Annotated in this window: 22 protein-coding genes; 15 read left to right on the plus strand and 7 right to left on the minus strand. The window is 30.5% G+C overall.

Going from position 1 to position 25,798, the window contains the following annotated elements:
- Nucleotides 1-327 precede the first annotated feature (327 nt).
- Entirely contained in the window at nt 328-2,274 is a 1,947-nt protein-coding gene (locus H7355_RS11510; protein WP_186647621.1) for a methyl-accepting chemotaxis protein, read from the plus strand.
- 34 nt (nt 2,275-2,308) lie between these two features.
- On the opposite strand, the gene H7355_RS11515 is transcribed toward H7355_RS11510, so the two are convergent.
- Both H7355_RS11515 and H7355_RS11520 read right to left on the minus strand, forming a co-directional pair.
- Nucleotides 2,309-3,814: a methyl-accepting chemotaxis protein gene (locus tag H7355_RS11515; protein ID WP_186647623.1), complete on the minus strand. Its 1,506-nt coding sequence runs from the start codon at nt 3,812-3,814 to the stop codon at nt 2,309-2,311.
- Between the two features lie 128 nt (nt 3,815-3,942).
- Nucleotides 3,943-5,475 carry a WD40/YVTN/BNR-like repeat-containing protein gene (locus H7355_RS11520; protein WP_186647625.1) on the minus strand — a complete coding sequence of 511 codons (1,533 nt, stop codon included), beginning with the start codon at nt 5,473-5,475 and terminating at the stop codon, nt 3,943-3,945.
- A 454-nt stretch (nt 5,476-5,929) separates the two neighbouring features.
- Between H7355_RS11520 and H7355_RS11525 the strand changes: the two genes are divergently transcribed.
- The 3 genes from H7355_RS11525 to H7355_RS11535 all read left to right on the plus strand — a co-directional run bounded on the left by H7355_RS11525 (nt 5,930) and on the right by H7355_RS11535 (nt 10,038).
- On the plus strand, nt 5,930-7,162 hold the full coding sequence (locus H7355_RS11525) for a hypothetical protein (protein WP_186647627.1): 1,233 nt from the start codon (nt 5,930-5,932) through the stop codon (nt 7,160-7,162).
- Between the two features lie 67 nt (nt 7,163-7,229).
- Nucleotides 7,230-9,593 carry an adenylate/guanylate cyclase domain-containing protein gene (locus H7355_RS11530; protein WP_186647629.1) on the plus strand — a complete coding sequence of 788 codons (2,364 nt, stop codon included), beginning with the start codon at nt 7,230-7,232 and terminating at the stop codon, nt 9,591-9,593.
- 10 nt (nt 9,594-9,603) lie between these two features.
- Nucleotides 9,604-10,038 (plus strand): GatB/YqeY domain-containing protein, encoded by a 435-nt coding sequence (locus H7355_RS11535; protein ID WP_186647631.1) that lies wholly within the window; start codon nt 9,604-9,606, stop codon nt 10,036-10,038.
- Nucleotides 10,039-10,048: 10 nt separating this feature from the next.
- On the opposite strand, the gene H7355_RS11540 is transcribed toward H7355_RS11535, so the two are convergent.
- From H7355_RS11540 to H7355_RS11550, 3 genes are all read right to left on the minus strand, one after another.
- Entirely contained in the window at nt 10,049-10,510 is a 462-nt protein-coding gene (locus H7355_RS11540) for a hypothetical protein (protein ID WP_186647633.1), read from the minus strand.
- Nucleotides 10,511-10,637: 127 nt separating this feature from the next.
- Nucleotides 10,638-11,090, minus strand: coding sequence for a hypothetical protein (locus H7355_RS11545; RefSeq protein ID WP_186647636.1), 453 nt, complete (start codon nt 11,088-11,090; stop codon nt 10,638-10,640).
- A gap of 25 nt (nt 11,091-11,115) precedes the next feature.
- Nucleotides 11,116-12,099 (minus strand): pyridoxal-phosphate dependent enzyme, encoded by a 984-nt coding sequence (locus tag H7355_RS11550; RefSeq protein ID WP_186647638.1) that lies wholly within the window; start codon nt 12,097-12,099, stop codon nt 11,116-11,118.
- A 73-nt stretch (nt 12,100-12,172) separates the two neighbouring features.
- Here H7355_RS11550 and H7355_RS11555 point away from each other — a divergent pair, with 73 nt between their 5' ends.
- From H7355_RS11555 to H7355_RS11595, 9 genes are all read left to right on the plus strand, one after another.
- Nucleotides 12,173-13,471 carry an RsmD family RNA methyltransferase gene (locus H7355_RS11555; protein ID WP_186647640.1) on the plus strand — a complete coding sequence of 433 codons (1,299 nt, stop codon included), beginning with the start codon at nt 12,173-12,175 and terminating at the stop codon, nt 13,469-13,471.
- Nucleotides 13,468-14,817 carry a hypothetical protein gene (locus H7355_RS11560; RefSeq protein ID WP_186647642.1) on the plus strand — a complete coding sequence of 450 codons (1,350 nt, stop codon included), beginning with the start codon at nt 13,468-13,470 and terminating at the stop codon, nt 14,815-14,817. Before H7355_RS11555 ends, H7355_RS11560 begins: the two co-directional genes overlap by 4 nt.
- 314 nt (nt 14,818-15,131) lie before the next feature.
- Nucleotides 15,132-15,680 carry a DNA-3-methyladenine glycosylase gene (locus tag H7355_RS11565; RefSeq protein ID WP_186647644.1) on the plus strand — a complete coding sequence of 183 codons (549 nt, stop codon included), beginning with the start codon at nt 15,132-15,134 and terminating at the stop codon, nt 15,678-15,680.
- A 154-nt stretch (nt 15,681-15,834) separates the two neighbouring features.
- A complete protein-coding gene (locus H7355_RS11570) occupies nt 15,835-17,226 on the plus strand; it encodes a sugar transferase (protein WP_186647646.1) in 1,392 nt (463 codons plus the stop codon).
- A 42-nt stretch (nt 17,227-17,268) separates the two neighbouring features.
- Nucleotides 17,269-18,438, plus strand: coding sequence for a glycosyltransferase family 4 protein (locus tag H7355_RS11575; protein ID WP_186647648.1), 1,170 nt, complete (start codon nt 17,269-17,271; stop codon nt 18,436-18,438).
- Nucleotides 18,439-18,611: 173 nt separating this feature from the next.
- Entirely contained in the window at nt 18,612-19,718 is a 1,107-nt protein-coding gene (gene rfbG, locus H7355_RS11580; protein WP_222435705.1) for a CDP-glucose 4,6-dehydratase, read from the plus strand.
- A complete protein-coding gene (locus H7355_RS11585; RefSeq protein WP_186647652.1) occupies nt 19,703-20,779 on the plus strand; it encodes a DegT/DnrJ/EryC1/StrS family aminotransferase in 1,077 nt (358 codons plus the stop codon). The genes rfbG and H7355_RS11585 overlap by 16 nt, the downstream gene beginning before the upstream one ends.
- Nucleotides 20,773-21,807, plus strand: coding sequence for a lipid II:glycine glycyltransferase FemX (locus tag H7355_RS11590; RefSeq protein ID WP_186647660.1), 1,035 nt, complete (start codon nt 20,773-20,775; stop codon nt 21,805-21,807). The genes H7355_RS11585 and H7355_RS11590 overlap by 7 nt, the downstream gene beginning before the upstream one ends.
- Entirely contained in the window at nt 21,794-22,666 is an 873-nt protein-coding gene (locus H7355_RS11595; RefSeq protein WP_186647662.1) for a glycosyltransferase family 2 protein, read from the plus strand. Before H7355_RS11590 ends, H7355_RS11595 begins: the two co-directional genes overlap by 14 nt.
- A gap of 70 nt (nt 22,667-22,736) precedes the next feature.
- On the opposite strand, the gene H7355_RS15925 is transcribed toward H7355_RS11595, so the two are convergent.
- Together H7355_RS15925 and H7355_RS15930 are read right to left on the minus strand one after the other, a co-directional pair.
- Complete coding sequence (locus H7355_RS15925; protein ID WP_222435706.1) at nt 22,737-23,129, minus strand: hypothetical protein; 393 nt, start codon at nt 23,127-23,129, stop codon at nt 22,737-22,739.
- Nucleotides 23,113-23,775 carry a class I SAM-dependent methyltransferase gene (locus H7355_RS15930; protein WP_222435707.1) on the minus strand — a complete coding sequence of 221 codons (663 nt, stop codon included), beginning with the start codon at nt 23,773-23,775 and terminating at the stop codon, nt 23,113-23,115. Before H7355_RS15930 ends, H7355_RS15925 begins: the two co-directional genes overlap by 17 nt.
- A 375-nt stretch (nt 23,776-24,150) precedes the next feature.
- Between H7355_RS15930 and H7355_RS11605 the strand changes: the two genes are divergently transcribed.
- Entirely contained in the window at nt 24,151-24,891 is a 741-nt protein-coding gene (locus H7355_RS11605; protein WP_186647664.1) for a cytidylyltransferase domain-containing protein, read from the plus strand.
- Nucleotides 24,892-24,904: 13 nt separating this feature from the next.
- On the plus strand, nt 24,905-25,798 hold the full coding sequence (locus H7355_RS11610) for a class I SAM-dependent methyltransferase (protein WP_186647666.1): 894 nt from the start codon (nt 24,905-24,907) through the stop codon (nt 25,796-25,798).

The raw sequence follows: 25,798 nt of genomic DNA on the forward strand, positions 1-25,798 counted from the left end.
TAAAATATTCGCATTACCTAGCATAGTATAATTAAAAGATCAACATAAATAAAAATTAAATAAAAATAAATTATTGATAAACAACGTAAATAATAATAATAAATTTTCTTATTAACACAAAATAAATACAAATATTAAGATGATTTTTTTATTCTAATTTTTTTAATCATTAAATTAATTAACAGGTCAAAATATCCAAAATTTACTCCCCCTAGAGAGTCAGAAAAAGAACATCAAATAGCTTTGGCTATTACATAAAAATGCATTTTCTGTTACTTTTAAGATCTGAAGATACATACATTTTTAAAAAAATTATAAGGCTTAGCTATGGCTTTAGAAAAAATAAATAAATTATTGGATAGATTTAGCTTAAAAGCTAAAGTTATCTTCACTGGTATATTTGGTATTACGATAATTGCTTTTATCATAATCACAATTGCTCTTATAAATAATAATATTAGAAATCAAGAAGCGATCCAAAACTATATAAATAAATCAACCTACGCAATTGATAAATCCATCTCAGCACAATTTTATGAGCGCTATGGTGACGTACAGGCATTTGCCGTCAATACGATTCTACAAACGAACAGAACAGATGACATGGCGAAAGTATTCAACGAATATGTAAGAATGTATGGAATATATGATTTCATTCTATTTGTAGATGCAAATGGCAACTACGTTGCCTCAAATACAAAAGGATCTAAAGATGAAAAACTAAATCTTGCAAAATTATCTAAACAAAACTTTGCTAAAACGGAATGGTTTAAAAATTCATTTGAAGAAAGATACACGGTTGATAAAACAAATGGATTCGATGGAACTTTTTTTGAAGATGCACAAACGGATAGTCTTGTTGAAGAAGCTTATGGAAGACAGGAGTTCACCACAAGTTTTAGCACCGTTGTTAAAAACTCAGCTGGAAAAAAAATTGGCGTCATAACCAATCGCGCAAATTTTGCTTGGGTTGGAAGTGAAATATCGACAGAATTTGAGCAAGCAAGAAAATACAGTGCCATCAGACTGGATATTTTACTTTTAAATAAAAATGGAGCTCTTCTTGCTGACTTCACCCGTGAGAGTTTCGAAAAAGGCAAAGCGCTTGATCCAAATTATTCTTCAGAAAAAGCAAAAATGCTCATTGACTCAGATGCTGTAAAAGATGCCTTAAACAACAAAAGCGGATCTTCATACTTTTACGACAAAATATCAAAAAGAGATACCTATCTTGCTTTTGATCAAATCAAGAATAAAAAATTTATTCCAAGTATTAATTGGACACTCGTTATTAGTATTCCAGTCGATGATATATTTGGTGGAAATAATAGACAGACTCTTTATACAGTCATTATTATTTCATCGGTTTGGCTTATCTCTTTGATTTTTGCTCTCTATCTTTCTCTTGGTCTCTCGAAGAAATTTGCTGAGGTTGCTCGTAGGCTTGGGATCACTTCAGAGTCAATTTTAAAATCATCAAAAGAGCTAACGAAACTTTTCGATAAAGTTGCTGCTAATGCTGTTAAACAATCACAATCGCAGGAACAATCATCAGCATCCTTGACTCAAATTTTAGCCATGATCAATCGCACTGTTGAAAATGTTCAAAGTTCAAAAGTCACTGCTACCAATGTTTCAAATGAAGCTCAAGAAGGCAACCAAGCTATGGAGCGTATGGAAAAAGCTGTCATTAAAATAGAAGAAACCAATACCTCCCTAGAAGAAATCAGAAAGATTATCAATCAAATAAATACAAAAACATCACTTATAAACGATATCGTATCAAAAACAGAGCTCCTCTCACTCAATGCTTCTATTGAAGCAGCGCGAGCAGGCGAATACGGTAAGGGGTTTGCTGTGGTAGCAGAAGAAGTCGGGAATCTTGCCAAAACAAGCGGAAATGCTGCAAACGAAATAGAAACGCTCATTGCCTCCAGTGCATCGAAAGTTGATAGCATTATAGAAGAAACAAAACTTAAAGTTGTAGAAGGAATTGAAGCAAGTAAACTTGCTGTCACTATATTTAAAGGCATATCTGAAAAAATAGAAGATATTAAACAGAGAGTTGATTCAATTAATGAAGCAACGAATGAACAAAAAATTGGAGTAGAAACCACCACCGAAGCAACCAATCAACTGAGCTTGGTTACAAAAGAAAATAGTGATTCAGCAGATAAAGCTCTTGCTACAGCTAAAACCGTTGAACAGGATAGCAATCGCATTGCTCTCAGTATGAATGAAATAAAATATTTAGTTTATGGTAAAAGATTTTAATTGAGGAGTGCAAAAAAGAAGAAATCATATTCAATCAGTCCTTCTTTTTTGCTCCTTGAATGACAAGATTTGACTTTTCAACATTATCTTTTAAAACTTCACTTACTTTTGCAATATCTTCGGTTGCTCTTAATGATTTTTCTGACTCACTGCTGTTTTTTAAGGCTAAATCGTTTAATTGGCTCATTGCTGTAGAAATCTGTCTTACACCAATCTCTTGTTCTTTGATGGCATCTGAAATTTGTCCCATTTGCGTATTTATACCCAAAATTCCATTCACGATATCAGGGAAAGAGTCAGAAACGGTAGATGTTCTTTGCTCTCCAACACTGACATTCTCAATAGTTTCTTGCAGAATTCCATCGACATCCTTCCGGCTTCTATTCAAGAGATGCTGAATTTCATTGGAAGCTTTACCGCTCATTTGGGCAAGATTTCCGACTTCAAGTGCCACCACTGAAAAGCCTTTCCCCGTTTCTCCAGCACGGGCAGCTTCTATTGATGCATTTAAAGAAAGCAGTTCGGTTTTAGCAACAATTCTCTTTATATCCTTAGTTTTGATTTCAATTTCATTAAATATTTTCTCAATATTTTTTAATTTAAAACTCGATTCTTTGATTTTCTGCATTGAGTCTTGCATACTTTTGATAGAATTTTCACCCTGTTCAACTTTTTTTGAGATTTCATTCGCAGATCTCGCTGAATCCATAGAAAACTCGGTAGTTTTTGCAATCATACTTGTTATTTCAGAAATTGCAGAAGCTGTAGATTGAATAGAAGCTTCCTGATCTTTAGAAAAAGATTGGACTTTTTGACTTGACTCACTCAAAAATTTGCTTTTATGTGTTAGAGCTTCAGAATTTTTCATCAAAATACTACTAACTTTCATCAACGGTTTTACAACTGAGTTTGCAAAATAAAGCCCAAGCGAGAGGAGTGCAGCGACACAAAAAATAAATGAAACCAGCAGTATTTCAATAAATTTTTTAAGAGAATTTAATACATCATCTAAATACAATCCCGTTCCAACAATCCAATTCCACTCAGGAATTAATTTTACATACGCAATTTTTTCAATTGGCGTATTTGAGCCAATTTTAGGCCACATATAACTTAAAAAACCTTCTCCTTTTGTTTTAGCAATTTCTGTAATTTTAATATAAATTTTAAATCCTGTAGGGTCTTTAAAATCACTCATATCTTTCATAAACAAATCAGGTCTTGAAGGGTTTACAACCAAATAATTTCTTGTATCAGCAATAAAAATATATTCTGATTCAGAGTACCGAATAGATTTTATATTATCCATCAATCTTTTTTGTGCTTCTTCGTGTGTCAAGAGGCCTTTTTTTTCTAATTCAACATATCCTTTAGATAAAGTATAACCAATATCAACTATATTTTTTATTCTCTCTTTTCTTGTTTCAAGCAACACATTCCAATAAAAATTGCTAAGCCAAACTAAAAAAACAAAAAATATCATAACTGATAGGAGACAGTTTAATAAAATTTTAACTTTAATACCATACCGGTCAAACATAGAAATCCTTTCAAATAAGGATGTTCTATACTTTATCGGTAGGTATTTCGTATTTATTAAAGAATTAAAAAATATAATTTTATATAGTAAAATTATATTGTTATAACAGAAACGATACGCTCGTTTACCTATTTTGAATCCTCAAAATAAGAAAGTCCGGAAGGAGATGAAATCAATGCCTTATCTTTAAAGAGCGTGAAACTCATAGGAAAGGGAATAGGAACCACTTTTCTAAAGATGATCGGATTTTCATGTAAATCTGCTAAATATATTCCATCGGTATGGTCTATATTTTTATTTTTTTCACTTTTCAAATTATTTTTAAGATTATATCCACATGTTTTGCAAAGTACAGATGCATAAATATAATTTTCCTGTATAAATAAATTGTAAATTTCATTATCACGCAATTCTTGCTGAGGATAAAATTTACCTCCAACTCCATCTTTTGAAATATAGATACCATCTTTTCCGCCCAAAATAACTATATTTTTATTTACTGCGATTTCACTAATATATTCATCTTCTAATTCAAATTTATTTTTATAAAATATTCCACTTGTCAAATCATTTGTATAAAAAATATTTTTCTCAGAAGCTATAATAACTTTATTTTCAGAAATAAGTAAAGAATTTATTTGCATACCAGGCATTAGATGTACCTTTTTAAAGGTCCCATTTACACCTTCTGTTGTAAAAAAAAGTGAATTATCATTAGTTAAAACATAAATATTTCTTCCTGAAGCAGCAACCCTAATTATTTTTTTATTTATTATCATTGGATCCCGCACAATTTTAAAATTCAGAATGTCATCATATGTGGTATAATATAAACCTCCATTACCGCCATAGTTTGCTGCATAAATATATCCATTATCAAATGCCATATTACGTACATCTTCACTTCGAATAGATTCAATCTTTTTGAAATTATTTTTTAGAAAATCACTGGTGTAAAATAATCCACCTTGTGTTTTGATTTGACTATTTGGTATATCTACGTTTTTATAACCTACTGCAAAAATTCCATTCCCATATGGATATACTCTATAAATTGCTTCGTGCGCTAATTCTTTTATTGTAAATTCTCTCGAATAATCAATTTCAATATTTTTCCCTTGAATACTGTAATCAAACTCATTTACTCTTCTTAATTGAAGATAAACCGTAGGAGATATTAATGAATCTCCTTTATTAAGCATAACTTTTGCAAATATTTTATCATCAAAATCACCCTGAGAATTACTTACCTTTGTGAATTCAAGGAATTTTTTTGAAAATTTATCTGATAAGAGGTACCTTTTTTTTCCATTGTTCATTACATTATATTTAGTAATAATATTATTTATAATTAATTTTAATCTCCTCAAATAAATTTTACAATTAACATCATTAGTAGACAATGCGAGAGTTTTCTCATGAATTTGGTCGCTACCAAAAAGTTTCCATTCTTTACCAATTAAGTGTTCATTACACCCTTCGCCATAAAATCCTTCTAGTATAATATTATTTTTTGGGATTTCTTTGCTTTGTGTCTGTATAGACAATCCAACGTTTAAATGCGAATCAACAGTTGATTCAGTTTGAAAATTATCTTGTTTACATGAATTTAATAAGAAGCAAAAAAATAAAACGACTACGCAATAAGATTTAACTTTCATATGAAAATCCTTTAAATTTTGCGAAAAAATATTATTAGGGAAATACAAAATGCCTTATATTATATTTTCCTATTATAAAAAAATTTAACAGAAAAATTCATGTATAATACAAATTATCAACTTTCAAGTACTTTCGTACTTTTAAAAATAATTTAAATTTGAAATTTATTAATATTTTAATTTTATTAAAAATTAATATTAACTTAATTATTTTTTTCTTAATAATTAATATAACCATATATTTATTATAACAATCTATTTATTTTTATGAAAAAATTCCCTAACACAAACAATTAAGATATTGTATATACTGGATTTTTATTTATAAGTTCATATTTTCTCAACATCATCCGATAAAATAACTTATAGAGTATGTGATTCTGATTTGCATATGCAATGTGCTGTTTTATTAAACTCTTACACAATCTATTTGGACCGACCCAGGGAGGCCTAAATGGTAAAAAAAATTGAAATTCACTTAAAAGAGGACCCATTGTCCACTTTAAGAATTTTCATAATGGAAAAAAGTCTAAATAAAAATGAAATCAAAAAACTTGATAATATAGAATTTATTCATGACAAATATAATTCTCTAACAATAGATCAAAAAAATAAACTAATTGAATTTACTGCATCACAATTGAAAAATAAATTCGATTTAGAAGAGCCAATCTATGATCAGCTTTTTTCATTTTGTCTAATTTCAAGTTTTGAGAAAGAATTTCAACATAATAACAAATTAATTAATATACTAATGGAAGACTTGTCTAACATGCATCTTCTTGATAAAATATGTCAGACTTTATTTTCTATTATGGATCATGAATATGACTTCGCATCAAATAACAGCTTAATTGCTGCACATTCACTAGCATTTATAATTGAATTAGGTATTAGACTCAACAAATTTCACAGCAAGAATGAATTTAACTCGGAACATACCCAGCATGTCATCAAATATATCACTTCAAATTTGCTTGCAAGAAGTAATATCAACAATGAAGAAATGCGCATCGGTCTTGTTTATTATTTATCTCGAATTGATACTAAGCCACAATTATATCTTCAAAAAATATTATCACGTTTCGGCGAAAGTTTACTTGAAAGTGTTTTTAACAAATATTTTATGAATCCGGAAAAAAATAAGACAGCACTCTACTTTCTAAAAGAACATTTAAGTGTTTTTCTTGGCGGATCTGCATTTATTGCAGAAATGACACAATCTGTTTTACAAGCTCAAATGTTAAAAAACCCTGATGAATTTATTAAACTCTTAACTCAGTTTTTAAAAGCTCCATTAAATGAACTAGATGATTATAAAAATATAACTATACATGTTTCATTTCTACTTAAAAAAGCATTTGCTATCAATCATTCCAAACTCATCAATAGTCTAATGGATATCATTTTAGATCATTTGGAGACTATAAAAAATCAGAAAAAAGATATGTATTTGTTAGCCGGTGACATTATAATTGACATATTATTGAGTGCAAGAACAAAACAATCCCGTCAGTTCATAAATAAAATATCTTCTCTAAATAAAGACATTTTAAATGATAATAAACAACAAATTAAATTTAAAAAAACAAATGTTCATCCAATTAAACTCAATATGGAGGCAAAAGCTAAAATGAATTCCTCCCCTCCCTCAGTGCTAGATGAAATCTTACTTTTGGCAAGTTAAAACAAAATTACCTACATGAAATTTTTTAAATAAAAAATAATAAAATATATTATAAAAAGGATTTTTTATGAAAAAAAATATACGAAGCCTATTTTCGAAAAAGAGATTACTTCATTTTTTCTTTTTGCCAACATCATTTAAAACTGGCTTATTCATCTGTACTATATGCTTGTTTCTTTTACTAAGGCATTATTCATTACCCAAAAATGCATTAGATCTTGTTGGTCAATTAGAACGAGAACTCTACGACATTCGTTTTAAAATAAGAGGTCCGATCAAGTTAACAGGAATTGTGGGAACATTGACAGCTGATGACAAAAGTATTGAAAAATTTGGACGGTGGCCATTCCCCAGAGATATTTATGAAAAAGCATTGCAAAATTTAAAAAAAGCAGGAGTAAAATGGATTGGTTTTGATGTCTTTTTTAGTGAGCCGCAAAGAAGATTTCTAGACGAAAGTATCCTTGATTTAAAACAAATTTATACAGGAAAACACTTAAATTCAAAAGAGTTTGATAATACTTTATACAATTTGATGAACAATAGTCCTGGAGATTTTTCGCTTGGGAGGGGAATAGAAGATTTTAAATCTATCACACAAGGATTTTATTTTATTGACCACAAGTCTCAACTCTTAAATTCTCAATACGATTGGCTTGCAAGTTTTCATCGCTTAAAAAATTCTGCAATCGACTTCGTTGATTTTCCTGCTGGTAAAAATATAAATCAGTATAAAGATTTAATGAGTTATGGTGCAGTCACAAACACTGATATTATTGCTGGAAAGTCACGCTATGTTGGCTTCGCAAACAATCAATCTGAATCCGATGGTCTCATCCGTAAAGCGGCTTTGGTCAAAGCTATTGAACCCACTGATAGTAAAGGAAATTCACATGGAAATGCCATCTTGGTGCCAAGTTTAGGACTGTCTCTTGCTGCTAATTACTTAGGCAGTGGCATTGTCGTCCACTTCGATGAAATAGGAATTGAAAGCATAGAGCTTTATCCGAGTGACAGTAAAAAACCACAAATAAAAATACCACTATTTTATGATGGGCAAGGTAAACTTCTTATCAATCACTATGGTGAATTTGAGCAATTGCCCCAGCTGTCATTACATGATGCTTATGAAAATAAAATCCCAAAAGATGTCCCACCTATCCTTGTCTATGGAGGAACGGCTACTGGTACAAACGACAAACGCCCCTCACCATTTGACGAAAATTTTGATGGAGTAGGCCATCATGTGACTGTTATTGAAAATATATTAACACAGAATTTTATGAAAAGACCGTTATCAGCGCCTTTTTTAGAAATAGCACTCTTAATAGTAACTGGTATCCTTTTTTCCTTTATATTAAAACATATGAGTGCAATAAAATCAGCTATTTTTGTTGGAACATTTCTTATTTCTTTCTATTTAATTGATAAATATTTTCTATTTGGCAAAGGTAATTGGTTTTATGTAGGTATGTTTTATTTGCAAAGCTTTTCAATTTATTTTGGCATTACTATTTTTAAATATTTTACAGAAGAGCGGGAAAAGAAAAAAGTCAGAAGTGCATTTCAATATTACTTAAACCCAGCTGTAATAAACCAATTAATGGAACAACCAGATAAACTGAAACTTGGTGGAGAAAAAAAGAACTTAACAGTTTTTTTCTCCGACGTTAGAGGGTTCACTACCATTAGCGAATCCCTTACCCCTGAAAAACTGACTGCTCTTTTAAATGAATATTTCACTCCTATGACAAAAATAATTCTTGATTCAAATGGACTTCTTGACAAATATATTGGCGATGCTGTTATGGCCGTTTGGGGTGCTCCTATTCCAATCGAAGATCATCCAGATCGGGCCGTTATGTCGAGTCTGAAAATGCTTGATGAACTCGAGAATCTACAAAAAAAATGGGCTAGCGAAGGATTGCCCTTTCTCGATATAGGCATTGGTCTTAATACAGGTGATATGGTAGTTGGAAACATGGGTAGCGATCAACGGTTTGACTACACAGTGCTTGGTGACGCTGTCAATTTAGGGGCACGCCTTGAAGGGATTAATAAAAACTATGGAACACGAATTATTTGTTCGGAGTTTACAAAAAATAGTCTCAAAAATCCTGAAAAATTTCTTTTGCGAGAGCTTGATATTATTCAAGTTAAAGGAAAAAATGAACCCGTCCGTATATTTGAAGTTATGCGTTTTCAAGCAGCGGAAAGAGAACAAATCAAAGAACTCATTCAAGCATATGAGAGCGCCTTGAGTTTATATCGGGCCCAAAAGTGGAATGATGCTATCACTCAATTTAAAAATGCCTTAAAAATAAAGGCTGAAGACCCACCCAGTTTGGAATTTATCGAACGCTGCAACTATCTTAAAAAAGAAGGTGTCGATAAAAATTGGAATGGAGTATGGGTATTTAAAACAAAATAAAGGATAAAAGATGAGTTCGTTGAAAGAGAAATTAAAAGAAGATCTTAAAGTTGCGCTTAAGGAACAAAATAAAGAAGTTTTAGCTGTTGTTCGTATGTTAATCAGTGCTATTCAATATGGAGAAACAGCTGCTAAACCTATCCCTGAGTTTGACTCTGTTTTGACATATCGTAAACAGTTGCTGGATTCGCTTGAAATGTTTCCAAAAGGAAGTGAAAAGCAAGTCCTGATAGAAAAAGAATTGCAAATTGTCGAAAGATATATGCCTAAAGCTCCTAGCGAAGAAGAATTGCTGCAAATTATAAAAGATAAAATAAACTCAGTTCCAAAAGATGAAAAAATAAATATGGGTCTTATTATGAAAGATTTAAAACAAAGTTTCCCCACCTGTGATGGGAAAATGGTGATGGGATTGATTCAAAAAGAAATTGCTTTGCGAAAGTGAAATGGAATTTTTAATTTTCAAAGGTGTATTGAAGTTTTAGTCCCATTGTCATCTTTGTTAGATCTCCGATTTCAAATGAATTTTCAGATTCACTTTGATTTTTGCCATAAAAATTGGGTCTTGGCACATAAGTGAAAAGTGGCTCAGCATGAAATCCTGGTTGATCGAATTTATTCACATGTCTATTGCCCGAACCACAATCTGACAGAGACAGTTCAATCACACCAACCATGGCACCTAATCCTGCACCTATCAAAGTTGCTGTTGCTATTTTTGCGGGCACTTTATCAGAGGTCTCATTGGCTATTAAAACCAAAGCTCCAACTCCCGCACCAATTCCTGCACCAAATAGGGTGTCACGAAAAAGAATAGGACCTACTTCACATTGTGCCTGAGCAGATTGCCAACTTGGAACAAGGAAAAGGAAAGCTGATGCTAATATTGTTAAGCCTTTTTTAGAAATAAATTTCATTTTTAAACCAATTTTATAAAAATACAAAACGAATAAACAAACCAAGAGGAGAATAACTGAGAATATTTCATTTTGCAATGGTGATATTGCTATAATTAAATAGCAATCGTATTTTCTGCAAGATCAATTACTCACCTTCATCAGTCAATTTTTTTTGCAAAGTTTTAATAAACTCAGCATCATAATCTGCTGCTATGACACTGTCGTCAATACCACCATTGGAGATATATTGAACGGCAAGTTGAAGAAAGTTTTTCTCTCCTCCATCGTTCAATAATTTTACTGCGTTTGGAAAGACATACCAATTTAAAGTTATTTTCTCTCCTAATAAATTAAATACTAATGGCAATTCTTCTTCACTGCTTGCAATAAATTCTAGTAAATATTTTGTATTCACATTTTTGTTTATATGCCAATCAAATTTATCATGCCGAATTAATTTATTCTTATTAATAATTTCTTTTAAATCATTTTTATCCAACGAGACTTCAACAATTTTATTATCTAACAAAGCAAACATAACTTTGAATGCATTATTAGATAATTTTATTTTTGTAAATAAAAGCAATTTAGCTTTCATATTTTCCCTATTCACTTAATAAATTTTATTTAGAAAATTTATTATTTGGTAAAACCGCTTGCTTAAAATTTAATTTAGACAACCATTCGTTGTCCATCAGTTTTGTCATATAATTACGGATTCCATCGGGCAGAATAACTACAATTTTAGAACCCTTAGGGACAGTTTCAATTATTGCATTCACACCATATAAGGCTGTTCCTGAACTTCCACCACACAAAAAGCCTTCTTCACGAATGGCTCTACGCGCCCAAACAAAACTTGGCTCATCCGTAGTTTTTATCCATTTGTCGATTAGATTGCAATCCAAAACTTTTGGGAAAAAATCATACCCAATTCCTTCAACTTGATAAGTCCCAACTTCGGTGCCCCCACCTAAGATACTGCCCACAGGATCACAACCAACAATTTGACAAGAAGGTTTTAACTCTTTAAATCTTCTAGCTATTCCGGTAATTGTTCCCCCTGTTCCAGCCCCCGCTACTAAATAGTCTGGCACCATACCAAGATCATCAATAATTTCTTGCGCTGTAAATTTATAGTGGGCTTCACAATTTGAAGGGTTTGCATACTGATCAAGGACATGCGCATTTGGTAGCTCTTTTGCTAAACGATTTGCTACAGAAATATGGCTTTCTGGCGCGTCATACGCTGCTTCGGTTGGTGTTCTTATTATTTCTGCTCCTAGAGCCGCAAGCACAACTTGTTTTTCTTTGCTCATTTTCTCAGGCAAGGTAATGATAACTTTATATCCGAGAACTGCTCCCGCCAACGCAATGCCAATACCCGTGTTCCCACTTGTTGGCTCTATCAAAATATCGCCTGGTTTTATTCTCCCAGAATTTTGCGCATCCAAAACCATTTGATAACCAATTCTATCTTTAACAGATCCTCCTGGATTTAAAAACTCACATTTTGCATAGACCTCAACCCCATCTTTTTTAAAGAGACGATTGATTTTTACCAAAGGAGTTCTACCTATTGCTTCAAGAATATTTTTTGTTTGCATTTTTATACCTTCCCATGCGACAACCTGTCGTCGCGTATTTTTAGAATCAACTTCTAACTCAAAAAGGGTTACAATGTCCAAACAAAGCACAAAATACCAAACTACAAAACTCAACTTAGCAAGAGGGCTTCGCTTTCGTATTGGAGAAGATGGTAATATATATGCATCTATTTCAAGTTCATCGGGTGAATTTTATATCGCACCTGAAGTTTTGACCTTTTTGTGCTTTTTAACAGACAACAACAAAGTAACAGATATAGATCTCATTCCTAACAAAATAAAGAAACAATATAATAATCTTTTAAATAACATTCCAAACAAAGAAGAATGCAAAGAATTATTAAATGATCTTATTGGCGCAGGAGTTGTCATCAGCTCAAATGCAGAGAATTCTCGCCATCTACATGAGGATGGTTTCGGTGACCCTTGGATTCAATGGGCTATGATCTCTGATAATATGCGGTCGAACGCATATTTTGCTGCATTAAAGCAAGTTCTTACAAATCATTCTATCGTTCTGGATGTGGGTGCAGGAACAGGTCTTCTGTCAGCACAAGCATTATCGCTTGGAGCAAAAAAAGTCATTGCTATAGAAGAAACTAAAATAGCAGAAAATATTAAACCTATCTTTACAAAGTTAGGTCTTGAAACCAGTGCTAAGAATTTTATATTGCACAACACTAATAGTTTTGATGTTGAAATAAATGAACCGATTACAAATGTTGTAAGCGAACTTTTTGGCAATGATCCTTTCCAAGAGGGAGTGATTCCCACTCTCAGAGAAATTGGCTCACGCTTTGTTGGCAAACAAATTACATATATTCCAAATAAAGTCTCAGTATTTTTTAATTTAATTGAATTGAATAATCACCCAGTTTTGCATAGAATCAAAGCATTTAATAAGCTCAAAGCAGATTCCAATAAGATTAATTTTACTGAAAAGTTTATGCATGCTGCTGCAAGTAAATTAGATTTAAATTCTATTTCATTTCCGATTGCCTTAAATGCAAATGATTTTAAATATCTGGCAAAAACTTGTGCATTGGGTGCAACACGTCTAGATCCTCCACCTGTTTATAGTTCAGATTTAACGAAACATCCACTCTATGGAAAAAAAGAAATTATTATTGAAGAAGATTGTGACAATATTCTTGCTATTATTTGGTTTAGAGTCCATTTGACTCAGTCAATTACTATTTCATCAAATCCTAAAGAAGAAGATGCTTGTGAACACTGGAGTCCCATTGCCATACCACTTAAAAAACTTTTAAATAAACAAAATAAAATTGAAATTAAATATCAACTCAGTGAACAAGAAAATCTATTTTGCTGCGATATTTATCACAATGAAGAAAAAATAGGATCAAGATGAAACCAGAAAAAGAGCAAAATATTGAAAAGCAAATTAAAAAACACATCTACGGAAAATCTCAATCTGCAATCGTAACTTTTCCAACTGGTTTTGGTTCGACTGCTTTGCAAGAAGTCGAAGAAATTTTAAATAATCTTTGGTTTAAACAAAAGTTTAATAGCAAATGTACACTCTTAAAAAATGAAATTTTAATTGAAAATGTGCATATTTTTGCCTTAAATGAAATTCTCATGCGCAGTCTTTGCCTCACGGATCTTCGTCTTATTTTACTCGAAGAAAAAGCTGTTGGCAAAGAAGCTTTTGCTAAGCATTGTCAATCCATTGCTTGGGATTATTATTTACAGAAATCAATGTCACTCAAAGTGAAAGTCGACTCAGTTGCGAGTAAAGCCTTTCACGAAAGCGGTCTAAAAGAAATTTTAGCAAATATTCTAAAAGACAAATGCCTCGAAATCGTGAGCGGAGAAAACACCAACGAAACAACAGCTCTCTATGCGCAGCTGTATAAAGATAAATTAACCGTCAGTTTATCCCTCTGCGGTCAACCTCTGTATAAAAGAGGCTATCGTGGAACATTGAGTGCCAGTGCCCCCTTACGCGAAGATGCGGCTGCCTGCACAATCACAAAAGCATTTCAATTTCTACAGAAACACAAGCAAGATCTCAAAGCTCAGACACTCATGCTCCCTTTTTCAGGAACAGGTACTTTTGCCTTCGAATATCTTTTGTCACAGCTTGCACACGCCCCTTGTTTACTTAATAGAGAGTATGCAATTCAAAAAATGCCGCTTTTTAGAAAAGAAAATTTTTCATTTCTTCTAAAGAAAGCGAATGAGTTTTCTAAACTAAATCTATTAAACTCACTAGATAATCCATTCCATATTCTCAGCATCGACAATGCAAAACAAGCAAACGCTGCATTTCTGGAAAACATTGAAAACTTTAAAAACAAACTCGACAATTCATTGCAGGAATTATTTATTAATAGTTTTTATAAAAGTAACAGTTCCAACGAAAAAATATTGTGTGAAAACTTCTTAAAATTAAACATCGATGAGCTTTTGCAAAATGCAAATTTTGGGAATGTCTTTCTTCCACTCAATCCCCCATACGGAATCCGCTTAAATGACAAAGGAAACTCAACGGTTTTCTACGCAAATGTAGGCAAAAAAGTTTCCGAAATTCGAGCAAAATTAAAAAATAATAACTCACATTTATTTGGCTTTATACTTTGTCCGAGTGAAGATTCCTGGTCCGCTTTTTGTAAATGCATGCGTGGAGCAGAACTCGAAACTTATCATTTTACCCAAGGTGGTATGGATATACGTGTGTGTATGTTTGTTTAAATGATAAAATTTAATTAAATAAATTTATTTTTCATATTTTCAAAATTTTCTTGATCTGTTTTTTTGATTACAATTCATCGTCTTCAGTAGCGCCCCATTCAGTTAGAACAGTATTCGTTAATGGCAAGTACCATTGAAAATCAGGGTCATTTTCGTTACTAAACATTTTAATCTCCATCATAATGTTCAGCTAAGAATTAAAACAGCTTTGCTATTTACTCAAGCATTTATTACAGTAAACTTTGCTTTTACAAAAAGCGTTCTGCAATAAATGTGCTTTTATATTTTTTTATCTCATTGAGAGTGACTTTAATATGAACCACCTAGATAGAAATTTCTTTAAACAAAATGCAACGGAACTCGCCCCAAAGCTCCTTGGCATGACGCTTTGTCACGTCAATTCTAAAGGTCTGCGCAAAACAGGAATCATTGTCGAAACGGAAGCTTATATGCCAGACGACCCTGCTTGCCACGCTTCTCGGGGTAAAACCAAGCGCACTCTTCCCATGTTTGAGGAAGGTGGTATGAGCTATGTTTATCTTATCTATGGTATGTATTATTGCTTTAATATTGTTTCAGGCGAAAAAGACAGTGGTCAAGCAGTACTTATTCGTGCACTTGAAATTCCCAATTATCCCCATGCTAAAGAAGCCGCTGGTCCTGGTAAGCTTTGCCGTTACCTTGAGATTACAAAAGAACACAATGGTATTTTACTTGCAAAAGAAAACAATCTTTGGTTAGAAAATTCAATAATAATTCCTAGATTCGAAATTGTAACCGCCCCGCGTATAGGAATTTCTGCAGGAAAAGAAAATCTGTGGAGATTTTATATAAAAAATAACAACTCAATTAGTAAAAAATAAATTATTTATTTTTTTAAATTTATCAAAAAAATTATTTATTATAAATAATCCTTCTTTAGAATATTTAGCGCAAAGAAATATTGAAATTGCAGCAAAGATAAAATATCATAGTTTAATAAAATTTCAAAAGTTATGAGAAAGGTAATCTTATAACATGATACATGTGAAGCATATTCGTAGAAGAAAATTTTTTGTATTAGTAGATTTTTTAGTTGTATTATTGTCTATTTATATTGCTATATTTGTAAGAACAAAGATAAATATCCCAATTTTTGAAGGACTATTACCTTCAGCTGTTATTGATCAGCAGATTACTCTTTTCTTTACAACAATTATTTTAGGCAGTAGTTTTTGCATTAGCGGATACTTAGTTGGCTTATACGATATGTGGAATACATCTAGTATAACAATTTGGGCACAAAAAATTATTTTTCCAAACTTACTTATAGTTGCAATTGCTTTTTCATATCTCTATTTAAGTAAAAACTTTTACTTTCCCAGTTCATTTTTAGTAACACTCTTTATAATAAATTTTTGGCTGTCTCTTTTATGGAGAGTTTTTTATTTTAAAATATTTGAACGCGAAATTAGCAATATTGTTCTTATAGGTGAGCATGAGAATTGCTATGAATTCTCCCAAGAATTTTTAAAAGATCCTTTTATAAATAGAATAAAAGTTTGCGCAATATTCTGCTATAATATAAAAGAATCAATCGCATCAACAGGATTACAGCCTAAAAATATTTCTGAATTTAAGAATTTTTCACAAGACAATTTAATAACTTCTATAATTATTGTTAACTCAAACAATATTCAAGAAAATATTTTTCCCGATGTTTTTAAAGCCGCACGCAAGGGTGTTCAAGTCTTTACAGTGCCAAATCACTACGAAATACTATTAGGCAGACTGAGACATGTCCATGTCAATGACCTCCCACTTATTGAATTAAAATTAGAAAATAGCGTCTCATTTTATCTTAAAATTAAACGTCTATTCGATATATTATTTTCATTGATTATTCTAACATTTTTATCAATTCCAATCGCTATCATTTCAATACTAACAAAATTAACTTCAAAAGGGCCCGTAATTTACAAACAACAAAGAGTAGGCAGAGATTCTAAAGTTTTTAATATAATCAAATTTAGAAGTATGATGGATAATGCTGAATTAAAAACTGGCGATGTTTTTGCAAGTAAAAACGACCCAAGAATTACAAAATTTGGTAAATTTATGCGCGAAACACGGTTGGATGAAATCCCACAACTTATAAATATTTTAAAAGGGGATATGAGTTTTATAGGACCACGTCCAGAAAGGCCGTCCTTTGTTAATAAGTTTGAAAAAGAAATTCCAGCTTATTCAGAGCGCACTCGCATCAGACCTGGTTTAACAGGTCTTGCCCAGATCCATGGTGATTACGAAAGCAGCGCTGATACGAAACTAAAATACGATTTAGCTTATTTGGTCAATCAAAGTTTTTTCTTAGATTTTCAGATTTTAGTAAAGACAATTAAGGTTTTGCTTTTAAGAAAAGGGCAATAATAACTTCATAAATTTTTAAGACTCAAGGAAAAATTCGCAAAAATGAGTTCGAATATCCAAAATAATAATAGTTCAAAAAAAATAGTATTTGTTACCAATTCTTCAAAATATTTTTTTTCCCATCGAATCTCTCTAGCAAACTTTTTACTTGAAAATGGATTCAATATTGTAGCTATCACTAAAATTGATTCCTCTGATAAAATTCAAGATAAATTTTCAGCAAATTTTAAATTAATTAATTGGAATATAGACAGAAAAAGCTTTTATCCAATAAAAGAATTATATACATTGATTAAGTTATTTTTCCTAATAAAACAAGAAAAACCAGATTGCGTCCACAGCATGACAATAAAAAGTGTTATTTATTCTGGAATAGTTTGCAGAATTTTAGGATTGCCTATGGTTTCATTAATTCCAGGCTTAGGAACAGCCTTTACATACCCTGGCATAATAGGATTTTTTCTGAAAAAAATTGCTATTTTTCTCTATAAAATATCCTTAAACAATAAAGACTTTAAAATTTTCTTTGAAAATAATGACAATAAAGAGACTTTTATTAAATTAAAAATTCTTAATCCAAACAATGCAATTACAATTAATGGAAGCGGTATAGATATTGAAAAGTTTAAATTCAAGCCTAGAAATTTCCAAGACAATACAAAGCGATTTGTCCTAATGGCCGCAAGGCTTATAAAAGACAAAGGACTGATTGAGTATATTGAAGCTGCAAAAATTATTGCGAAAGAAAGGAGTGACATACAATTTATTCTTGCAGGAGAAATCGATCCTGGAAACATAACATCTTTTTCAAAAGAAGAAATTTTAGCAATGCTAAATGGAACTCAAATTTCTTATATTGGCTATCAAAAAAATATTCTTGAAATTTTAGAACAAGCACATATTTTTTGCTTACCGAGTTATCACGAAGGTCTGCCGGTATCAGTTTTAGAGGCACTCGCTTCTGGAGCAATTGTTGTCACATCAAATGTTCCTGGCTGCAGAGATGCAGTATTAAACGGCAAAATAGGCTATACTGTACAAGCGAAAAACCCTCTCGAACTTGCAAATGCCATTTTAGAAATTTCTAATTTTAAATCTTATCCTCAAATTGGTTATAAAGCGCGCTTAGCTATTGAAGAAATTTTCTCTTCTAGCATAATTAATAATATTTATTTAAATACATACATGAAAATATTAAATATTAAGCATTAATACTATTTTCATTTAACATCCTTAAATTGCAAAATCTATTTAAATAGACAGCATTTATAAACCAAAATATATCTTGCATTCTTCAAGAAAAAAAGTATTATTTTCGTAACTAAAGTTCAAGCTTTTCTTAAAAATTCTAGAAATGGAACAGTTTACAAGAAATGGGGAATGTCTTGCCTATTAAACAATCATTCAAAGAAACTTATAATAATAAAAAAGTATTTATCACAGGACATACTGGATTTAAAGGAGCATGGCTAACGCAGTGGCTTCTTGAATTAGGAGCAGAAGTATCAGGTTATTCTTTATATATACCTTCAGATCCAAGTTTATTCGAAATACTAGATTTAAAATCAAAAATTCAAGATCATAGACAAGATATAAGAGATTTTCCCACACTACAAAAAACTATTCATGACTTTAAACCAGACATTATTTTTCATTTAGCAGCACAATCTATTGTCATGGAATCTTACAATAAGCCGAGAGAAAATTTTGAAGTAAATGTAATGGGTATGGTTAACATTCTTGAATCGATCAAAACGATCGAAGGAATTCAAGCTGCAGTCTTAATTACAAGTGATAAGTGTTATGAAAATGTAGAATGGGAGTATGGCTATCGTGAAACAGATCGTTTAGGCGGCAAAGATCCTTATAGCGCATCAAAAGCATGTGCTGAAATAATTTTTAGCTCTTATGTGAGGTCTTTTCCTTTACTTAAAAATAAATTTGTAGCAACTACCCGAGCTGGCAATGTCATTGGCGGAGGTGATTGGGCTGCTCAAAGAATAATTCCAGATGCAATGAGATCTTGGTCAAAGGGATTGAGCCTAAGTATTCGAAATCCATTTTCGACAAGACCCTGGCAGCATGTTTTAGATCCTCTAAGTGGTTATTTATGGCTCGGAGCTCAGTTACTTCAAAAAAATAAACTTTTAAATGGAGAGTCGTTTAATTTTGGACCTCATTCAGATTCCAACCATACAGTTGAAAAACTACTAAAAATAATTGAAAAAGACTGGAATTCACCACCAACGATAATTGAGAATCAAGAAACACGGATTGGTGAAGCTCATTTACTAAAGTTATGCTGCGATAGAGCTTCATCTCTCTTAAATTGGAAACCGAATTTGACCTTTGAAGAGACGCTCTTATTTACAAATGAATGGTACTTAAATTTTTATAAAAATAATTCTATCAACATGAAAGAATTTACATTGCATCAGCTTAATAATTATTTTAATTTTGCAAATAAGAGGAATTTATGTTGGGCTACTTAAAACTGAGTAATCATGAAAAGGAACTCGTAAATAGTATTTATTATAATAAAAATTTATTTCACAAAAATAAAACCAATATAATTCTACCCCCTTTAAATACATTTTATTTTGGATATTGCCGAAATGCCTTATATGAAGCATTAGTACTATTAAATGTTATGAAAGGTGATAAGGTTCTTTTACCAAGTTTTATTTGCAAAGATTTATTATCAGCTATTAATAGCTTATCAGCAGAACCCGTTTTTTACGATGTGAATGAAAATTTTGATCTTATTATCCCTCCAGAGTCTCTTCCAAAGGCCAAAGTTATTATTGCAGTAAATTACTTTGGCTTTCCTCAAACACTAGATAAATTTAAAGAATACTGTTCTAGAAATAATTGTTATTTGATCGAAGATAATGCTCATGGTTTTCTCAGCAAAGATGAATACAATAATTACCTAGGAACAAGAGGAGATATTGGAATCTTTAGCTTCAGAAAAACATTACCTTTAGAAAGTGGAGCAGCATTACTTATAAATAACAAATTAATTCATAACAGTTTAAACTCTAACTCAGATTTAAAATATACAATTTCATTAAAATACAAAATGAAAAATTCAATTAGAAAAACTTGCGCTTTTTGTGGATTATGGCACATTTATCTATTTATTTACCTTATCAGAATGTTTCGAAAAATAAAAACAGGCAATATCTTCCCAGTTTCAGATACTTCAGAAGAATACATTTTGCCAAAAAATAAATTGCTGAAAGATAATTTAATGAATCATCTTAATAATCTCAATATTGAATCTGAAATTGAAAGAAGAAGAAAATTATATTTTTTAGCTGAAAAATTATTAATCAATGAAAAATGCATATTTATATACAAAGAATTACCCAAAAATGTAGCCCCTTACTTATTTCCATTTTACTGTCAACCTGAAAATATTGACTCAATTAAAAGAAAACTTGCTCAAAATTTTTTATTCTGTTTTCCATGGCCAGATCTTCCACAAGAACTAAAAAATAATTGTCCTGATTATTATAAAAACATTTGGGGAGTTTCATTTCAATGGTAAAATGGAAACCAATTATCAAACAGAATGAAAACCAATTATTTTGGGACAACTTGTTTAAGAATAAATTATATACTTCATTTTATCAAAGTTATAATTGGGGTGAATACAAAAGAAATTTCAAATGGATACCTTATCGATTAACTTGTCATGAAGAATCCTCAGATATTTGCTTAGAGCAAATTCAAATTTTAGTTAAATCTTATAAAATAAATTTTTTTTATTTATGGATATTTAGAATATCAATTTGCTGGATTCCTGGAGTGTCTATTGAGACTTCAAAGTTTTTAGATAATAATTTTATTCAATTAATAAAAAAACTAACTAAATCCAATATCGTTTATCTCAGAAGCTCTATTTTTTCTTCATATTCTACCATAAATTCAATTATACTTATAAGTCAAAATTGGAGAAGGGCTCTCGTTCCACTCAGCACTGGCTTAAGCATGGTACATGATTTAACCATTGACTTATCACAGTTAGATAAGATTATGAGCTCAAATTGGCGACATAATTTAAAAAGAGGTCTAACAAAAAACTCTGAACCAAAGAAATGGGACAATCCTTCTGCTAAAAAGATTTTTGAGCTTTATCGTGACGTTGAATTAAAAAAAAATATTGCAGAGCAATTTTCTTTAAGTGAAATTGAAAAATTATTACAATACTTTGGTGAAAATCTCATAATATTTAAAGTAGAAAATATATTCAATGAAGTTATTGCAATCAGAGGTTGTATCATTTGGGGAAACACTGCATTTGATTTATTTGCTGCAGCAAATGAAGAAGCAAGAAAAATTTATGCTTCTCACGTAATTCTTGCTAAACTTTTAAAATATTGCATAAGCCAAAATGTTATTCGCTATGATATGGCAGGTATAGATCCAATAAATGGCAAAGGGGTTTATCATTTTAAAAAAGGGAGTGGTGCAAAAGAAATTGAATACATGGGTGAGTGGGAGCAATCGAATTCGAAAATATTAAGATTAATAATTAATTTTAAAGTCAGTAGGATTTCAAATGTCAACATTTAACTTTACAACACTTTGTACTTATAAAGTATCTATTATAATACCTATTTACAATGATGAAGTTGTCATTCCCAGACTGGTAAATGAAACCTTAATTAATTATAAAAACGAAAATAAATATGAGATAATTATTATAGATGACTTTAGTGTTGATAATAGTTTAAACCTAATAAAAGAATTGCTTATATTGAATAATTTCGATAATTATATTATATTAAAGCATTCTAAGAATCTAGGTGCTTCAGCTGCTAGAAACTATGGATGTAGGCATGCAAACGGTGAATTTATAGCTTTTCTCGACAGTGATGACTCATGGCATTTGCAAAAGCTTGAGCTACAAATAAATATTATGATGCAACAAAAGTCTTTTCTATCAGGAACTTTACATAAAGTGATTGATCCAAAAAATTTAAAAAAAAGTATGAACTTAGAAATTAACAATGTGAATTTTTGTGAAATAAAATGGCCAAATATTCTATTTAAGTCGCCTTTCTCTACACCAAGTGTAGTTATGCATAGAAGTTTATTAAAAAACTTCAAATTTGATGAATCTTTTAGATATTCTGAAGATTACGATCTATGGCTTAGAATTTCAAACTCCTACAAAACAGTTAAAATCTTGGAAAATTTAACATTTACCTTTAAACATGACTACTTATCAAATAATAAATCGCTTAGTTCAAATTTATTACGTATGCAAAACAGCCTTACATTTATCAAGCTTAAAGCGATCAAAGATAGAAACATAAATTTATTAAGAAAAATCATTGTTTTTATTTCAATTTTTTTTGATTTTTTAAAATTATTTAGACGAATTATCTTGATGATAGGATTTAAAATTAAGACAATAAGATTTACTTAAAAAATAATTTAAATATTTTTAATTGAAAATTAAACAAATAATAAAATCAAACTGAAGTTAAACATGCATTTTATAATTTAACAGACAAGCAATGTATTTCAGAACAAAAATGTCTTTCATCTATTGCAGTTTGAAGTTTGTCTATAGTATTCGCAAATTCACTCTTCATAATATTGATAACTTTATTCGATGCTTTATTCTTATTTAACATTGTAATAATACTTCTATATAAATCCATTATGTCTGTACCAAATCTCCATTCAGCTAAGGATTCTACCCCAATTATAGAATTCATTTTTTTAATAGATTCATCTGTAAATAAATGAGTATGACCTCCTGATAATTGTCTTGGAAATACTTCTGGAAAAATACTCTCTAAGATTACAGAGAATGAAAACATAGGAACTGAGTAATATAAATATTTTGCAGTACTTTCTTTAAATGCATCAAAAAAAATGCTCAATGACTCCAATAGCAGTTATAACATCGACATTACTAACTTTAATTGCACCAAAAAAACCTTCTTCATCAACTACTGAAAGAGGGAATTTAGCTAAAAAATGTGATATTTGACTATTTCCAAATTCAACCATAGCTTTACTGATATCAATTCCAGATGCTTCAATCCCCCTTTTTAATGAAGAATAAACAAAATATCCACAACCGCATCCAATATCTAAAATTTTACATGTATTCAGTGGAAGATTATCTAATAAAAAATCAACTTTTGGTAAGTAAATGTCATTAGAGCGTTTTTCGAAACTTGTATCAATATAATTACTTGAATACTCTAAACCAGAATTTAATATATATATTTGCTCAATAAATGCTTTAGTATCATCATACTTTCCATTTAAATGATTACATAATTCGCAAAATGAATATTCAATTCCATGTTTATAAATATCTATCTTATTTGGCAGATCCTCTGAACATATTTTACATTTATCTCGGCGTGGCTGCGAAGCATATAATAGATTTTTCTTTAAAGAATTACTTAGCAAAATATCATTATCAATAAAAAAATCATTTTTTGTCTCAAAGTAAAACGATGAGGATTTAGAATATTTAATTTTTGAAACCTCATTTTTATCATTTTTTTGATACATAATTTATTTTACTTTCATTTAGTATTAATTACAAATTCATAAAAATTAAAAAGCATCATTTCTATTATATCAGATAAGAATCCATTAAAGCTATACATTAAAACTTTATTTTATAATTAACAAATAAAAATTTTACAATATCGCTCTTTAATTAGGCATTAATAAATATTAAAGATTTATCCACTTTAATTTATTTATTTTATCAAAACAAACAATAAAGCAAATACTACTACTTGCTATAAAATATAACAAATTAAATCGTTCTTCTAAAAGGAGGTATGCATCACTTTATTTTCAAAGTTTTATAGTATATGCTGCAAACGATCATCTTTATACTATTAGGTAATTTAAATATTTATTAGAAAGAATTTTTAAATGTCTTTAAATATTCATTGTATAATTCAAGCAAGAATGACTTCAACTCGTCTCCCTGGCAAGGTAATGAAGATACTCGGTGATAAAAGTGTTCTTCAGCATGTTATTGATAGATGTAGCAAAAGTATTTATTTATCAAAAATAATTATTGCATCCCCATTTGGTGAAGAAAGCATACCGATTCGAACATTTGCAGAAGAAAATAATGTTCAATATTTCGAAGGTTTAGAAAATGATGTATTAAATAGGTATTATTGTGCCTCTCAGCAATTTAATTCAGATATAATTGTAAGAATAACGTCAGATTGTCCTCTCATTGATCCTTGTATTATTGATGCTATGCTCTCAAATTTCTTATGTGAATACAATACAACTCAGGAACTTCATTACTACTCCAATACGATTGAAAGAACATTTCCAAGAGGATTGGACGTAGAAATTTTCACAAAAAAAACGTTGGAAATATTGAACACAGAAGCATTTCTCGCAGAAGACAGAGAGCATGTAACGCGATACATATATTTTAATTTAGATAAATTTAATGTTGGAAATTATAAATGCTTATTAAATTTATCTAAATATAGATTGACTCTAGATACAGAAGAAGACTTCAACATGTTCAAAGAATTACATAAATTTAATAATATTGAACGATTTTATCTGCCAGATATTATTAAAATCCTAGAAAAAGCTCCTTTTATACAAAAAATAAATGAAAATGTGGTACAAAAATCATTATAATAAGGAAAAAAAAATGAATAATTCTATTTCTAGCCACTATGATGCTTCATCTGAAAACTATTATCTACAATATGAGCGCAATTTACTAAATGATGTCAATAGAGTATATCCTGCAAATTATTTCCGCTTACAATTATTAGTAAACTCATTTATTGAAAAAAATATTAAAAGAGTTATTGAAGTTGGAGTTGGAGAAGGAACTCCATTATCGACGCTATCAAATCTAGGAATCGATGTCACAGGATTCGATATTAGCCATGAAATGGTTAAAAAATCAAAAGAAAAATTACAAAAATTAGGTCTAGATCCGAACAATATAATTTGGGGAGACATTCAAGACCCAATTACATATTCCAGTTTACTCCGTAAAGGTCAGTTTGATGCTCTTTTAGCAATGGGAGTTATGCCTCATGTCAGAAATGACGAAGAATGTTTACTAAATATTAAGGCACTTGTTAAACCTGGAGGAACTGTTTTTATAGAGTTCAGAAATAAACTTTTTTCGCTTTTTACTTTTAATAAATATACATATGAATTTATTCTTGATGATTTACTTTCAAATGTTTCAACAGATATAAAAAATTTAGTTAGCGCTGAGCTTAAAAATAAATTGGAAATGAACAAGCCAACTCCTCGTGTTATTCACGAGGAGAATAATAAATCACCAGGTTATGATGCAATATTGTCAAAATTTCATAATCCTTTTGAAATATCTAATTTATTTAAAAAGTGTGGCTTTAAGAATTTAAATCTTCTTTGGTATCATTATCATCCGGCCATGCCATATCTAATGGAGCAAAATCGAGAGCTTTTTAGAGCAGAAGCTCTAAAACTTGAACACGATACGTCAGGCTGGAAAGGTATGTTTCTCTGTTCAGCCTTCGTAGTAGAAGCTACTAAGGAATAA

The organism is Fluviispira vulneris, from assembly GCF_014281055.1.
Classification (GTDB): domain Bacteria; phylum Bdellovibrionota_B; class Oligoflexia; order Silvanigrellales; family Silvanigrellaceae; genus Silvanigrella; species Silvanigrella vulneris.